Below are 13,950 nucleotides of genomic sequence, written 5' to 3'. Positions count from 1 at the left end.
GAGACTCGCATGTCGACCATTCAAACAATGAATCAGACCAGCAAGGTCAAACTCGCCGTCTTCTGGCTGTATGTGACGCTGCCGCTGGCATGGGGCGTGGTCAATACGCTCTCGCAGGCGATGAAGCTCTTCAAGTAAATGTGTCGTTCGGCACCCCGCGCGCTCGGACGTGCGGGGTGCATCTGCAGCGAGTGTCACTCGCTGACTGTCTAGCGGCGCGTTTCAAGCACGCCGATTTCCCGCCGCCCCGCTACCACTGATACGCCGCCCCGGCAGTGACCGCAGTGGTGGCGGAACTGATGCCCGCGCCGAGTTTCACCTTCAAACTCTGTGTGACGCGCGCCGAAAGACCCACCGCCACCGCCTGATAGCCTTTGTAACCAGCCGTTCCGACGCCGATTGCGAGGTTCTTCGTGGCATCGACTTCGGGGATCGAGGTCAGCGCCAGCGCCGATGCCGTTCCGGAGTACGCGCTGCGCGCCATGTCGCTCAAACCGCCCTGGAACTGCTGCATGTTGACGGCGTCGGTCGGCCCCTGCCCCGCCGCGACGTTGGTAATACGGCGCTCGCTGCCGGACGAGCCTACCGACACCGTGTTGGTCACATCGGCCACCGAGCCCTCGCCGATTGCGACCGAATTCGGCGCCGATGCTTTGGCGCCACCGCCGATCGCCACAGAACCGTTGCCGATTGCCTGCGCAGCGTTACCCGAACTATTGACGGCAACATAGGGCGTGCCGCTGGTCTGGTTGTTCCGCACCACGTTGATCTGCTGGCTAAGCGTGCTGACAGTCTGGTTGGTGGTCCAGAGTTGCGCTCCTGTCACCGCGTCGGTACTGGTGGCCGATAGCGTGCCGTCCTGCAGATTCGTCAGTTGGACTTTCGGCGCATTGGCCGCCGCGCCGCCGAGCGTGATTCGGTCATGCGCCGAACTGTCGTACTGCACCGCATTCGCAACCGCGCCGCCAAGGTTGCCGACGGTGCTTTGCAGACCGGCGATATCGCTGCTGTTCTGCGTCACGCGCCCGTCCAGGTTGGTGATCGCGCCGCCGACATTGTTCACGACCGTGCCGCCCACGCTATACGACGGCGCCGAGACCGAACCGTCCGCGTTGACGGTCGCCCCGCCGCCGAGCGCCACCGCCGTGCTCGCCGCCTGCGCGTACAGTTGCGAGCCATTGACCGCGTTGCTGCTGGCCGGACCCACCGTGCCGGCTGCCACGCCTGTGACGACACGGTTGCCCGCCGTGCCGGCCATGTCGATCAGCTTGCCGTCCGTGATCGCACCGACGTTGATGACGCGCGACACGGGATCCTGCGTGACCATCCCAATGCCGCCGCTCTGCATGCTTTGCTGCAAGGTGTTGAGGCCGGTGTCGAGCGAGTCGAGCGCGTTGCCGACGGTGGTTTGCGTGCCGCCCTGCATGTGATAGCTGGGGCCGGTCAGCGAACCGTCGGCGTTGATCTGTGCGCCGCCGCCCAGCGCGGCCACCATCGGTCTGAGCTGGCCGAGACTGACCGCGGAGGCATCCGTGGTGCCGGCCGCAATGCCCGTCAACTCGCGCGCGCCGCCGGTGCCGGTGAAATCGACGCGAGCGCCGTTCGTGTCTTTCGCCACCGTGAGATTACGCGAGGTGTGATCCTGCTGAACCAGCCCGATCTCGCCATTGCTGATCTGATTCGTGATGTTGCTCACGTCGCCTTCGATCGTCGTGGTGCGCTGATCGAGTTTGCTGATATTCGTGGTGTTGTCCGTGGTGCGCTGATCGAGGTTGCTGATATTCGTCGTGTTATCCGTGACACGCTGATCGAGGTTGCTGATGTTCGTCGTGTTATCCGTGACCCGTCGATCGAGGTTGCTAATGTTCGTCGTGTTATCCGTGACGCGCTGATCGAGGTTCGTGATGCTGCCGGTGTTCTGCGCGACTGCCTGATTGGTGGCGAACAGTTGCGCGCCATTGACGGCGTCCGAACTGCCGGCGGCAAGATTCGCGGCGCGCACGTTGGTGAGCCGGACCGGCGCGCTACTGCTGCCTAGCGTGACGGTATCGTGAGAACTCGAATCGTACTGAACGGAATCGGCGCTGGCCTGGGTGGTGGTCGTGACGACGGCTGCGAGCGCCGAGCCGACATCGTTGTATATCCTCCCACCGACCTTATAGACGGGCTTCGCAATCGTTCCGTCTGCGGCAACGTCGGTCCCGCCTCCCAGCACGCCCGCCATCCCCTTCAACTGCGAGACGTTAGTGGCATCGCTGCCCTGGGTGCCGGCCGCGACATTGGCGATCTGCCGTTGCAGCGTGGCGCTGCCGACTGAGACGGTATTCGCCCGGTCCGCGGAGGAATCCGCACCCAACGCAACCGATCCCGCTGCCGTGGCCGTCGCGCCGGAACCAAACGCGATTGCCTTCGTGGCGGCCTCCGCGATAAAGGCGCCGCTACCCGCCGCGATCGAGTTCGCCGCGTTCGTCTGGACGCTCGTCCCGATCGCCAATGCGTTGACGTTCTGAACGGCTGCGTTATAGCCGATTGCAACACCGTTCTCTGCAAAATTGTTGCTTGTCGCACCAGCGCCCACCACCGTCGCATTCGGTGCCAACGCAGCGGCTCCCGCGCCGACGGCGGTCGTATTGACGCGCGCCGCGCCCGAACTGGTGCCAACGGCGAGTGCGTTATTGTCGATGGCCATCGCGCCGACGCCGATCGCCATTGCGTTCTCGCCTCCCGACGCGGACGTCGTCAAAGCGGGTGTCGTGAACTGACTGACGGCAATGAATTGAGTGACGGGTACGGGATCAGCCAGCGCAGCAGTTGCAAGCGTTAGCGTTTTTGAACGGTTCACGTTGGACTCGGGCGTTTGGCCGACAGTCGCCGGATCGGCGACATCCCATTCGACAGGCGCATTCATGAGTGGGTTGGGCGACTCCCCGGCCGCTTTCGCTGGCAAAGCCATCACTAACGTCCCAAACAGACTGGTGCCGACGGCTAGCAGTGCGCTATAGCCCGCAACCCCTCGCCCACCACGGCCTTTCGTCACCTCGGACCCCGCCGCGTATGTGCGGGTCGTGCTATTCCATACGGTCTCATAAGACTTGTTCAACATTCCTCCCAATCTTTTATAGAAGATCCAAAGCACCAGGATTTTTACTATGTCATCCTAATTATTTAACGCGATCCAATAGAAACTTAAGACAGCGTGACTACCTGGTCACGACCACAAAGTCGCCGAGCACAAATATACCGTGTAAAGCGATTTTTTAGCTTATATTGGAAAAACGGCATAACGCGTTTAAGACCAAAAATGCCAAACGTCTTATATCGCGCTCATTATTTCTAGGCACTTCTAAGAAGAAATTTTGACTATTCCGAATCAGCGCACGAGGCAGCGCTAATTCCGTTCGAAGTTCTCAAACGGGACGAAAATCGACCGCAACGGGTCTACCCTCGGCAGTCAAACGGAAGTCATACGGGAGAACAACACGTGAAGAAGCGTGAACTGATAGAGCGGGTGACGCTATTCCCAGGCAGATCTATCAGCCACCCGCGGCCTCCAGACGCATCGGAAAACTGATCTCGAAGATCGTCCCCTCGCCTTCGTGCGAGTCGAAGCGAATCTCGCCCTGCAGCACCCGGCACAGTTCCTTGACGATCGCGAGGCCCAGGCCCGCGCCCGGAATGTCCTCGTCCGTGGCGCGCTCGAACTCCTTGAACACGCGCTCGCGGTCCGACGCGCCGATGCCCACGCCCGTATCCGATACGCGCAGACGCCAGCGATCGTTTTCCATCGCCGTCATGCTCAATTCGACCTCGCCCGCCTTGGTGTATTTGGCCGCGTTGGTCAACAGGTTCAGCGCGACCTGTTTGAGTTTGAGACGGTTGGAGACGACCACGTCCAGCGCGCCGTCGAAGGCGGTCTGAAGCTGCAGCCCTTTCGCTTCGATCGTGCTTTCGCAGGAGATCACCAGTTCGTCGAACAGCTCGCGCAGTGCGAAGCTTTCCAGCACGAGCGGACTGTCGTCGCCGAGCACCACCGAGTATTCGACCAGTTCGTCGACCAGCGTTTTCATATCGGCCGCCTGACGGTTCGCCAGCGCGAGCGCGGTCTCGATTTTGGCCGGCGCGCGGCCGATCAGTTGCAGCGCCATCGAAAACACATTGAGAAAGTTGCGCAGATCGTGCACGACGCTGCGCGTGATCTGCATGCGCGACTCGTACAGGTCGCCGACCAGCCGTTGCTTGAGCGTCAGCTCGTGATTGGCGCGCTCGAGGCGCTCGGTATAGTCGTCGATCTTGCGGTCGCGTTCGTTGACGACCTCGCGAATCGACGTCAGCGTGACAAAGCTCACGGCTTCGTCGATGAAGTGCCGCGCCCGCTCCTCGTGACGCCGCGTGAAATACGGCCGCGCTTCGCTGAATTCGACGATCGCGCCGGTCAGCATCTGCCTGAACAGATCGAGCTCGCGCACCAGTTCGTCGATCCGGTAGCCTTGCTTCCAGCGCAATTTGCCGTGCAGGCGCGCGTCGCGTTCGATCGCGCTCTCTACGTGGTCGAGATCCTGGCTCTCCAGCACGCTGCAGATTTCGTCGAGGATATTCGGGATGTGATCGGCCAGTTGTTCGTAGGTCAGCCGGTCAGATTCGGTCAATTCTGCGTCATGAAAGACAGCCTTCATCCAGCGCTCGGTCAGTTCGACCTGTTGCAGGCGCAACTGTTTGGCGAAAGCGGTGAGCGGCAGTACGTGCGAGTCTGTCATGTGGGAGACCTGGCGCCGCATGGCGGCGAAAATAGGTGTTCCGCGCCGTCCCAGCGAGACTACCTTCGGGACATACTTAACGCGACCGCATGGACTGCAAACCGCGCTCAGGAGGCAATGGTGAGCGCTGCGCAAGCCGCCCGGGCGCCTCCAGTATGCGCGATTTATGGAACAAAAATTAACCAGGGTTAGGACGTGTCCGCCCGGCTCGTCCCAAAGAAGGAAGTCCGGGAGGTTGCCACCCAGAGGCCATCCCCTTGCGCGAAACTGCGCCGCCGCTTCAGATCTTTTCGAACAGCACGTCCTGCGCGCCTTCCCACAGCACTTTGGTGCCGAGCTCGCGCAGCTTCTCCTTGCCTTCGACGATCGTCAGGAAGTGATTGCCCGCGAGCTGCCCCATCTTGCTCGCGAAGCAGCACGAACCGTACGCGAGAATGATCTCGGTTTCGCTGTAGCCGCCGGGATAAAACAGGATATCGCCGACCGACGGATGGCTCGTATGGTTCTCGAAGCCGACCGCGTTGCCGTCGTTTTCGAGCTTGAAGTCGCCGAGCGGCACCCAGCATCCTTCGCCGCTCCAGCGCACGTGAATGAGCTTCTGCCGGTACGGCAGGAGCTTCAGGAACGCGGCCACGGTTTGCGGTGCGTCCGGATGGGTTTCGGCGGTAAAGACATGGCCGCAGGAGGTGATTCGGAGTCGGGTCATCGCCAGGTTTCCAGTGTGAAGGTGAAAGGGAACGGTCGGTCGGAGCGGTTGACGCAGGGCGAGGAGCCAAGCCACGGGCACATGATTCTGTCGTCCGATGCAAGGCTTCGACAGATACAGTTGCTGTCCGACTGGTCAGTCCAGTTGGCCCGGTGCCAATGTTTTGAGCGAATTATGCCCGGCAAGCCACACCGGCACATGCATGCCAGGTCCAACCACCTCGCCGCCACGAAAGTTCGTAGTTTGCAAGCTGCGCAATGCACAGCACACTGCGCGATGTGCGTGACTCCCCGAAGGCGGCTGATCGGCTGAATCTTCCGGCGACCCAACCCGTTCGCCGTCGGAGCCTCGGCGGCGGCACTGCCCGGCGGCGAAAGCGGCGACGGGCGAGGCGCCCTCGTCAGGCTGACTCGAATCGTCCACTGCGTTCCCGCATTGCCGCGCTGACCAGCCGGCCACTTCCAGCCGCGCAATCCGTACTTCAGCCGCGTAGCCGGTAAGCGAGCGGCGTTACGCCGTAGCCACGCTTGAACTGCACGGAGAAATGACTGGCATTCTCGAAACCAACCGCGATCGCAATCTGAAGAACGGTCTGACCGGTGGCGCGCAACAGCCGCGCGGCTTCCTCGAGCCGCAAGCGCGATACATATTGATGCGGCGTCTCACCGGTCTCGCGGCGAAACACCCGCGCAAAATGGAAACTGCTTAGTCCCGCCTGCGCAGCCAGTTCGCTGATCGCCAGATCACCGTCGAGATTGGCGTGAATGTAATCGGTTACACGGCGGACCCGGCGCGGCACGAGGCGCTCCGGGCGAGCCGGCGTTGCGGCGGCCGCGGGACGGCCGCGCGCATAGTGCTGCAACAGATGCGCGGCTAGCGCGTGGACCAGCGCATCGACATACAGACGCGAGTCGGACGCATCGGCGGCGGCGCGATGCAATGCAGAAAGCATTGCGGCGATCAGCGGATCGCGAAACTGCATCGCGTCGCCGAGGGACAGCTCACGGGAGCCGCCCAGTTCCATCTGCTCGGCGACGCTATCGACCAGGCTGCGCTCGAGGTGCAAATGGACGGTCGACAGCGGCGCATCGCTGATCGAACGCCAGCGCCAGGAGATCGGCGCGGGCGGCACGAACCAGACGTCGCCCATATGCAGATCGGCGCTTTCCCAGCGGCCGTCCAGGTTGCGTTCGAGATGCTCGGCGCCGCTCGCGAGCGTCATCAGCGTGAGGTCCTGCAAGCCGGGCGCTTCCAGCAGCTCCTGCTCGGCCGGTTCGAGATACGAGCGCAGCACCAGGTGCCGCCACGGGCGATCCACGCTCGACACCAGTTTCTGGCCCGCCATGTAACGGTCGTAGGCGAGCGTCGTTGTGAGTTTTGGAATTCGTACCATCACGTCCATTCCCAGGGAGGTGCCAAATGAAGAGTGAACCCTGCCATGCCCGCGTTGCCGATTCTCTATCGCAGCAAGAACTCAAAAATGATAGCAAGGAACCGGCTACCGCAATTTCTGGAAATAGCTAATCATTCAGGTTGTCGTCTTTCACGCGTTTCGAACGCCGGAGCTACCGTTTCATGGAACACGAATGCGATACGCTGCCGCACTGGTTGACCGGTTCGCCGCAAGGTGAAACCGGGCACGCGTCGGCAGCATACAACTCGGCGGTTGCCGCCCAACCGGCTTACCCGGCCGGCACGCGGCAACTCGAGAAATCAGCCCACGCGGCTGAAGCATCCAGGGCACCCAACCGCACCGCAACAGGCGTGGCGCCCGCAGGCTTTCTCACGCTCTTCACCGAGGAGGAAATCGGCACGCCCTCGCCCGCCGCGCGGCGCGCCGCACCCGTCATCAGTCCGCTGGTGCGCTTTGGCAGCGCGCAGGACCGCATCGAATTCGTGCGGCGGCGCATCAGGCAACTGGGCTTCGACTCGTTCAGCTATACAGCCACGCGCACGTCGGCGCATCACAAGACGATGTTCGTGCTGACCAGCTACGAGTCGCAGAACTGGCTCACGCGTTATTTTCGCGAGCGTTATTTCGAGCTCGACCCGCGCGTGGCCCTCGCCTCGCCCACCGGCATGCCGTTTCTCTGGAACACGGCCGACATGCGCGCCGACCTGCCGCGTGCGCAAATGCGCAGCGAACGGCTCGGCGGGCTGATCGACATGCTGGAAGCGACCGGGCGCAAAAGCGGCATTCTCACGCAGATGCCGCTGCCCGAGCCGGAACTGAGCGCGAGCCTGTGCTTCAACTCCGAGATCGGCAATCCGCGCTGGATGACCGAGTCGATCGTGGCCGAAACGTTGATGTTCGCGCACACGATTCACGAATTTATCTGGACGCACGCGAAGAGCGTGATCGGCATCGCGCCCGCGCAGCAGCAACGCGTGACGCTGAGCGAATTGCAGCATGCGGTGCTGAAGGCGGTCGTGCAGGGTCAGCGAGACAAGGAGATTGCCTACTTCCTCGGGCTGTCGCCGCATAACGTCGATTACCACTTGCGCCGTCTGCGCCAGTTGTTCAACGTGCGCAACCGCGTGCAGTTGATCAATGTCGCGCAGGCTTATGTGACGTAGAGGCTGGCAAAGCTCAGAGCCGGCACGCAAACGCGTGCCGGACACTCGAAAAGCCGGTTGCGATCGCACCGCGCTTGCCGGCCTGACGCCGGCATGCGCGCGCTTATGCCTGCCTCAGGTCTTGAGCCGATAACCCGTCTTGAAGATCCACGCGACGATCAACAAAAACACGGCCAGAAACAGTGCGGTCATGCCGAGACTCACCTCGACATTCACATCGGCGAGACCATAGAAGCTCCAGCGAAATCCGCTGACCAGATAGACGATCGGATTGAACAGCGTCACGACCTTCCAGAACGGCGGCAGCATATTGACCGCATAGAAACTGCCGCCAAGAAAAGTCAGCGGCGTGATGATCAGAAGCGGCACGAGTTGCAGCTTCTCGAAGCTATCCGCCCAGATGCCGATAATGAAACCGAGCAAACTGAACGTCACCGCCGTGAGCACGAGAAACAGGATCATCCAGAACGGATGCTGCACTTGCAGCGGCACGAACAAGCCCGCAGTCGCGAGAATGATCAGCCCGAGTAGAATCGATTTGGTGGCCGCCGCACCCACGTAGCTCACGACGATTTCTAGATACGACACCGGCGCCGACAACAACTCGTAAATGGTGCCGGTAAAGCGCGGAAAGTAAATCCCGAACGAAGCGTTCGAAATGCTTTGCGACAGCAGCGACAGCATGATCAAGCCCGGCACGATGAAGGCGCCATAACTGATCCCGTCTACTTCCTTGATGCGCGAACCGATCGCCGCGCCGAACACGACGAAGTACAGCGAAGTCGAAATCACCGGCGCGATGATGCTCTGCATCAGCGTGCGCCAGGTGCGCGCCATCTCGAACTTGTAGATGGCGCGAATCGCGTAGATATTCATTGATTACCTCGGAGCAGACTGACGAAGATGTCTTCGAGCGAACTTTGGGTCGTGTGCAGGTCCTTGAAGCGGATGCCGGCGTCGTCGAGCGCCTTGAGCAGCGCGATGATGTCGGTGCGCCCGCCCTCGCCTTCGTAGGTGTAGATCAGCTCGTTGCCGCCCTTCGCGACGTCGAGCCCGTAACCGGCGAGCGAGGCCGGCACTTGCTCGAGCGGACTCTCCAGTTGCAGCGTCAACTGCTTCTTGCCGAGCTTGCGCATCAACTCCGTTTTCTCTTCGACCAGCATGATTTCACCCGCACTGATCACGCCGATGCGGTCGGCCATTTCCTCGGCCTCGTCGATATAGTGCGTGGTCAGGATGATCGTCACGCCGCTCTCGGCGAGCGAGCGCACCAGCTTCCACATGTCGCGACGCAGTTCTACGTCCACGCCCGCGGTCGGCTCGTCGAGGAACAGCACGCGCGGCTCGTGCGAGAGCGCCTTGGCGATCAGCACGCGCCGTTTCATGCCGCCCGAGAGCGTGATGATCTTGCTATTGCGCTTTTCCCATAGCGAGAGGTCGCGCAACACCTTTTCGACGTAGGCCGGATTTTTCGGCTTGCCGAACAGCCCGCGGCTGAACGAGACGGTCGCCCAGACGGTTTCGAAGGAGTCGGTGGTCAACTCCTGCGGCACGAGGCCGATCAGCGAGCGCGCACCGCGATAGTCGGTTGCGATGTCGCGGCCGTCCACCGTCACGCTGCCGGCGCTGGCGTTGACAATGCCGCAAATGATGCTGATAAGGGTCGTTTTGCCCGCCCCGTTTGGCCCGAGCAAAGCGAAGATTTCCCCGCGGTTGATCGCCAGATTGATGTTTTTAAGTGCATGAAAACCGGTGGCATAGGTTTTCGACAGGTTCGTGACTGAGACGATTGGCTGCATGGAATCGACGATGGCAGACACCGTTGTTTGATTAGAGGGAGCGATGCTAAAGCAGCATCGCACCCGCAATGTAAAGGAAAGTGGGAAAGCGTGCAGCGCATCGCGGCAGTGCGCCGGAAGCGCGCGGGGTCGAGGCAGGGATGGAAGCGCGCCGCACCGGCACGGCAAAAGGCGCAAATTGACCGGCTTCGCTGCAGTGCAAAATAGTTCGGTTTCCAAATCGGTTTGGTCGCGCGACGCCGGGAACGCCTCCTGCTCGATTGCAGGCAGTGCCGCCGCGGCGCCTGTCCGAGCAAAACGCGCTCGAGCGAGGCACACCGCTTGCGGCAGTCCATGCATGCAAGTTACAGGCGCTTGCGTGACATTAGACCGACTCTATGGAGGTGAACCATGAAACGCATTACCAGGACGATTTTCGCTTCGGCACTCGTGATGGCATTGTCGGGCGGCGCTTATGCGCAGGCAGGCGGCGGCGCGGGAGGGGTCGGCGGCGGTGCGGGTGGTGGCGGCACCGGCGTGGGTGCGGGCGGCGGCACGACCGGCGGCGCGGGTGGGACTGCCACACCGGGCACGGGCGCCGGGTCGATGAAAAGCCCGAGCGAGTCCGGCTACGGCTCGCCGGGTGTGACCGGCACCGGTGGCGGCACGGGCACCGGCACTGGGGCGACACCCAATAGCCCGTCGATGAACCGCCCGAACAACGGCATGAGCAATGGCATGAACAAAGGCACGAACAAAGGCATGAGCAACGGGACCGGTAATGGCATGAACAACGGTGCCGGCGGCACGACGCAGAACGGCCAGTAAAACAGACTGTCGTTGGATTGACCGGTTCAGTTTCGAACGGGGCGGCGGCGCTGATGTAAAGCGTCGCCGCCCTCTTTTTTGAAGCGCCGATCACGCGTTCATCCACCGGGGGCTCGGATCACGCACGCGAGTCATTCCCCTTGCGAGGCATTTTTTCAATAACTGCCGCTCACGGCTCCGCGCAAACGAAACTGTTGGCGGAATTCACATTGCCTCTGCCGGCATAGCGCGGAAACAGCGGATACCGGCACAGCGGACGTGAGCGCCCATTGGTCGCCGCCGCGATATCGGTTGCCGTCAGCGTCTCGGGCGATGCCCCGCGCGTCACCCAGTTGTCGAGCGCGCCCAGCAGATCGACCGATGGGATGAACACGCCGCTGCCGTGCTGGAATCCCGGCACCATGTACAAGCGCATGAAACTATTGACCTGGTCGATGCCGAACCGGGCCACCAGCCTGTCGTAGTATGCGATGGTCTGGTTCGGGCTGATGACTTCGTCGGCGAGGCCTTGCAGCGTGATGAGCTTGCCGCCGCGCGCGATATAGCGCGTGAGATCGGGGTTCATCGCGCCGATGGTCTGCGACAGCGCGACCAGTTGCGCGCGATATTTGCCGGGGCGTTGCGGGTCGAACCTGAGCGAGTCGAAGCCGGCGTCGCGCGCGACGAAGTAGCGGATATAGCCGTCGCCTTGCGCGAACAGGTAGCCGTTGGCAAAAAACGTCGGCACCGGCAAGCGCTCCGGCTGATGCGCGAGGCCGAGCAGGCCGGTCAGATGCGTGCCCTGAAAAATGTTGTAGCCGCGATAGCCGTCGACATCCCACGCCAAACGGTAGGGCAACGAGAGCCCGTCGCGCATCACGAGCAAGGTGGAGAGCTGCGTGTTGGTGAGGCATTCATCGTGCGAAGGCGTGCGTCCGCTGCAGCGCAACGAATCGATGATCTCCGCCTCGCGCTCACGGCATGCGGCGACGTCGCTGACAATGCCGTCCGCCGCGCCGTCGAGCCGGTCGCACGCGGCGAGCGTGCGTTGATAGACGTGTTCGAGCAGCATCGGTGGAATGAAGCCGCCGGGCGTGCCGTATTCCGCCTGGCCGAGTTTCACGCCCAGCAGACGCACGCCAGTGAAATTGAGCGCGGGCGAATTCGCGATCACGCCGTCGTAATCGTCGGGATAGCGCTGCATCACGGTGTAGCCTTCGCGGCCGCCGGTCGAACCGCCGGCGAAATACATGCGTTGCGGCGGCCGGCCGTATGCGCGGACAATCAGCGCAAGCGCGGCATCGTGTGTTTTCTTCAGATGCGCAAAGCCGAAGTTGGTGACCGCCTCGTCGACGAGGCCGAACACCGCCACCGACGAATCGCCGACATGCCCCGAGTCGTCGCCGAAAGTTGCATAGCCTTGCGCGAGCGGCGCGCGGTTCGGCGAAAACGGCATCACGCCGGTGCCGCTCACCACCACGCCGTTATAACCGCCGCCACCGATCTGCAACGCGCGGCCGTTCCAGCGGCGCGGCAAATTCAGGTCAAAACGGATATCCGGCGTCGTGGCGCTGAACCCTTTGATGCGGCCGGTGATACGGCAGTACTCGCCGCCTTGCTGGTTGCCTGGCGCGGTCGCGCTCACCATCGCCGCGCTTTCGATCTGCACGCCGGCAGTGGGCAACGCAATCAGTTCGGGTTGCAGGACGGCGCCCGCCAATTCCGCACAGCGCATGGCGAGCGGCGCTTCCGCGAGCGCGGCGAGCGCCGGCTGAGCGGCAAGCCACAACATCGCGCCGACAACGTGGATGACCGCGCGCGAATTTCGCGCGACACGCGCACAGCGCCGACGCGACCTCATCCGTAACCCGCGCCATTGGCGACCGCAGCCGACTTCTGCCCTTTCCAGCCGTTCCAGCCGCGCGCGATCATCAGCACGGCGCCGATAGCGACGAGATCGCCGCCCAGACCGATCAGCACGCCGCGAAAGCCATGAAACATATGCGGCGTCGCCGTATCGACGATCAGCGAAACGAGTGTGCCCGCAACGAAACACACGAGCCCCGTGCGGCCGACGGTCACCACGGCAGGCAGCCGCCGCGCGAGCCACGCGATGCTGCCCAGACGCACGAGCTGTGCCGCGAGCCAGGCAATGACGATGAAGTTGATCACGCGGTCAGGAGACAGATTCTGTTTAAACGCGCCGGGCAAAGGTTGCGTCAGCACGAAGAGTTTGACGATAGCGAACGCCAGCACTGCGACCACCGCGACTCGCGTGAACCAGCGCGCGGTACGGGTTGCGTGAAAGCGCTCGCTGATGGGCTGCACCCGGCAGAGAATCCCGAGTACGAACATCAGTTGCCATGCAAACGGATTAAAAGCCCAGGCGGCCACATCGTCAATGCTGAATAATGCGGCCAACGGCCGGGCCAGCGCCCAGATCAGCAAGCTCAGGCTCACCGCCATGAGCGGCGAACGCCGCGCCAGCGGCACCGCGAACGGCACGCTGAGCGCGAAGACCACGTACATGGGCAATACGCTCGACAGATAAGGCTGGCGCCGCAGCAGCATGATATCGAAAGCGTCGCGCAGCGGCTGAACCGCAAAAGGCGGCCAGCCGGTGAGCTCCACCATGGGACGGTTCAGATTCAGCGTTGCGAGAACGGCGCCGGACAGCAGAGTCAAGACCGCCGTCAACAGATAGGCACGGTAGATTTCCCAGCAGCGCCGCATGAAGCGCATCTTCGCCGCGTTCTCGCCGCGGCCCGCGAGCACCGCCGTGTACGCCGCCGCCGATGCATAGCCGCCAAGAAACACGAACACTTCCGCCGAATCGCACAACGCGTAGGCATGCAGCATCAGATGCGACAGCGTGCTGCCGGGAATGTGGTCCAGCACGATGACGATCAGCACGACGCCGCGGAAGAAGTCCACTTCGATCGAACGCCCTCCAGGAGGACTTCCACCGGGGCGGCCGCGACGGGTTTCCATTCAGGTTCTCGCAGGAGGGACGCACGCCTGCCGCGCGTCGTTTTTCGTAGAAACACCATGACAATAAAACGTTCCCAGCGAGGCTGCGCGGATGAGCGCCGCGCGCTGACAACCCGCCTCTAATTTCGGATCACGTGGCGGCGATTTGAAATTCGGTTGTCGGCATGCGGTAATACTGAGTCATCGCGTCTTCAATTCGCGGCAAGATTTGCGGCTTTAATTCGGCGTCGAGCGGGGGATCGGTAATCGGCGCGGAAAATAAATCGCTGGATGCGATGCGCGATTTTTTTCGCTTTTTTTCATCGTAGGATGGTTTCATGCACGCCCGTCGGACCTC

12 protein-coding genes are annotated in these 13,950 nt (G+C 62.3%); 3 read left to right on the top strand and 9 right to left on the bottom strand.

The features are described 5' to 3' along the window. The first annotated feature begins 9 nt into the window (after positions 1-9). On the top strand, positions 10-138 hold the full coding sequence (locus B0G82_RS30120; protein ID WP_121309998.1) for an oxalate:formate antiporter: 129 nt from the start codon (positions 10-12) through the stop codon (positions 136-138). Positions 139-250: 112 nt separating this feature from the next. Here the strand turns inward: B0G82_RS30120 and B0G82_RS30115 are convergent, their stop codons facing one another. From B0G82_RS30115 to B0G82_RS30100, 4 genes are all read right to left on the bottom strand, one after another. Next, positions 251-3,103: a YadA-like family protein gene (locus B0G82_RS30115; RefSeq protein WP_121309997.1), complete on the bottom strand. Its 2,853-nt coding sequence runs from the start codon at positions 3,101-3,103 to the stop codon at positions 251-253. A gap of 430 nt (positions 3,104-3,533) precedes the next feature. Then, positions 3,534-4,754 (bottom strand): sensor histidine kinase, encoded by a 1,221-nt coding sequence (locus B0G82_RS30110; RefSeq protein WP_121309996.1) that lies wholly within the window; start codon positions 4,752-4,754, stop codon positions 3,534-3,536. 280 nt (positions 4,755-5,034) lie between these two features. Continuing rightward, a complete protein-coding gene (locus B0G82_RS30105) occupies positions 5,035-5,460 on the bottom strand; it encodes a DUF3830 family protein (protein ID WP_106282489.1) in 426 nt (141 codons plus the stop codon). Positions 5,461-5,941: 481 nt separating this feature from the next. Continuing rightward, positions 5,942-6,862 carry an AraC family transcriptional regulator gene (locus B0G82_RS30100; RefSeq protein WP_199730186.1) on the bottom strand — a complete coding sequence of 307 codons (921 nt, stop codon included), beginning with the start codon at positions 6,860-6,862 and terminating at the stop codon, positions 5,942-5,944. 173 nt (positions 6,863-7,035) lie between these two features. Here B0G82_RS30100 and B0G82_RS30095 point away from each other — a divergent pair, with 173 nt between their 5' ends. Next, the gene (locus B0G82_RS30095; RefSeq protein WP_121310939.1) at positions 7,036-8,037 is read left to right on the top strand and encodes a LuxR family transcriptional regulator; all 1,002 of its coding nucleotides are present in this window, start codon (positions 7,036-7,038) and stop codon (positions 8,035-8,037) included. 114 nt (positions 8,038-8,151) lie between these two features. On the opposite strand, the gene B0G82_RS30090 is transcribed toward B0G82_RS30095, so the two are convergent. Both B0G82_RS30090 and B0G82_RS30085 read right to left on the bottom strand, forming a co-directional pair. Then, on the bottom strand, positions 8,152-8,913 hold the full coding sequence (locus tag B0G82_RS30090; protein ID WP_106282490.1) for an ABC transporter permease: 762 nt from the start codon (positions 8,911-8,913) through the stop codon (positions 8,152-8,154). Beyond that, complete coding sequence (locus tag B0G82_RS30085; RefSeq protein ID WP_106282491.1) at positions 8,910-9,836, bottom strand: ABC transporter ATP-binding protein; 927 nt, start codon at positions 9,834-9,836, stop codon at positions 8,910-8,912. The genes B0G82_RS30090 and B0G82_RS30085 overlap by 4 nt, the downstream gene beginning before the upstream one ends. 390 nt (positions 9,837-10,226) lie before the next feature. Here B0G82_RS30085 and B0G82_RS30080 point away from each other — a divergent pair, with 390 nt between their 5' ends. Beyond that, positions 10,227-10,643 carry a hypothetical protein gene (locus B0G82_RS30080; RefSeq protein WP_121309995.1) on the top strand — a complete coding sequence of 139 codons (417 nt, stop codon included), beginning with the start codon at positions 10,227-10,229 and terminating at the stop codon, positions 10,641-10,643. A 169-nt stretch (positions 10,644-10,812) separates the two neighbouring features. Here the strand turns inward: B0G82_RS30080 and B0G82_RS30075 are convergent, their stop codons facing one another. From B0G82_RS30075 to B0G82_RS30065, 3 genes are all read right to left on the bottom strand, one after another. Continuing rightward, entirely contained in the window at positions 10,813-12,483 is a 1,671-nt protein-coding gene (locus B0G82_RS30075; protein WP_121309994.1) for a tannase/feruloyl esterase family alpha/beta hydrolase, read from the bottom strand. Continuing rightward, entirely contained in the window at positions 12,480-13,613 is a 1,134-nt protein-coding gene (locus B0G82_RS30070; RefSeq protein ID WP_121309993.1) for an OpgC domain-containing protein, read from the bottom strand. The genes B0G82_RS30075 and B0G82_RS30070 overlap by 4 nt, the downstream gene beginning before the upstream one ends. A 130-nt stretch (positions 13,614-13,743) precedes the next feature. Then, positions 13,744-13,932 (bottom strand): hypothetical protein, encoded by a 189-nt coding sequence (locus tag B0G82_RS30065; protein WP_147439588.1) that lies wholly within the window; start codon positions 13,930-13,932, stop codon positions 13,744-13,746. Positions 13,933-13,950: the final 18 nt, after the last annotated feature.

The sequence above is a fragment of the Paraburkholderia sp. BL17N1 genome (genome assembly GCF_003634175.1).
In the GTDB taxonomy this organism is placed as follows: Bacteria; Pseudomonadota; Gammaproteobacteria; order Burkholderiales; family Burkholderiaceae; genus Paraburkholderia.
This window is presented reverse-complemented; position numbering and strand designations above follow the sequence as displayed.

What these genes read in the sequence shown, in the direction of transcription:
- B0G82_RS30120 (WP_121309998.1), top strand. Translation starts at nt 10, where the DNA reads ATGTCGACCATTCAAACAATGAATCAGACCAGCAAGGTCAAACTCGCC.
- B0G82_RS30115 (WP_121309997.1), bottom strand. Translation starts at nt 3,103, where the DNA reads ATGTTGAACAAGTCTTATGAGACCGTATGGAATAGCACGACCCGCACA.
- B0G82_RS30110 (WP_121309996.1), bottom strand. Translation starts at nt 4,754, where the DNA reads ATGACAGACTCGCACGTACTGCCGCTCACCGCTTTCGCCAAACAGTTG.
- B0G82_RS30105 (WP_106282489.1), bottom strand. Translation starts at nt 5,460, where the DNA reads ATGACCCGACTCCGAATCACCTCCTGCGGCCATGTCTTTACCGCCGAA.
- B0G82_RS30100 (WP_199730186.1), bottom strand. Translation starts at nt 6,862, where the DNA reads ATGGACGTGATGGTACGAATTCCAAAACTCACAACGACGCTCGCCTAC.
- B0G82_RS30095 (WP_121310939.1), top strand. Translation starts at nt 7,036, where the DNA reads ATGGAACACGAATGCGATACGCTGCCGCACTGGTTGACCGGTTCGCCG.
- B0G82_RS30090 (WP_106282490.1), bottom strand. Translation starts at nt 8,913, where the DNA reads ATGAATATCTACGCGATTCGCGCCATCTACAAGTTCGAGATGGCGCGC.
- B0G82_RS30085 (WP_106282491.1), bottom strand. Translation starts at nt 9,836, where the DNA reads ATGCAGCCAATCGTCTCAGTCACGAACCTGTCGAAAACCTATGCCACC.
- B0G82_RS30080 (WP_121309995.1), top strand. Translation starts at nt 10,227, where the DNA reads ATGAAACGCATTACCAGGACGATTTTCGCTTCGGCACTCGTGATGGCA.
- B0G82_RS30075 (WP_121309994.1), bottom strand. Translation starts at nt 12,483, where the DNA reads ATGAGGTCGCGTCGGCGCTGTGCGCGTGTCGCGCGAAATTCGCGCGCG.
- B0G82_RS30070 (WP_121309993.1), bottom strand. Translation starts at nt 13,613, where the DNA reads ATGGAAACCCGTCGCGGCCGCCCCGGTGGAAGTCCTCCTGGAGGGCGT.
- B0G82_RS30065 (WP_147439588.1), bottom strand. Translation starts at nt 13,932, where the DNA reads ATGAAACCATCCTACGATGAAAAAAAGCGAAAAAAATCGCGCATCGCA.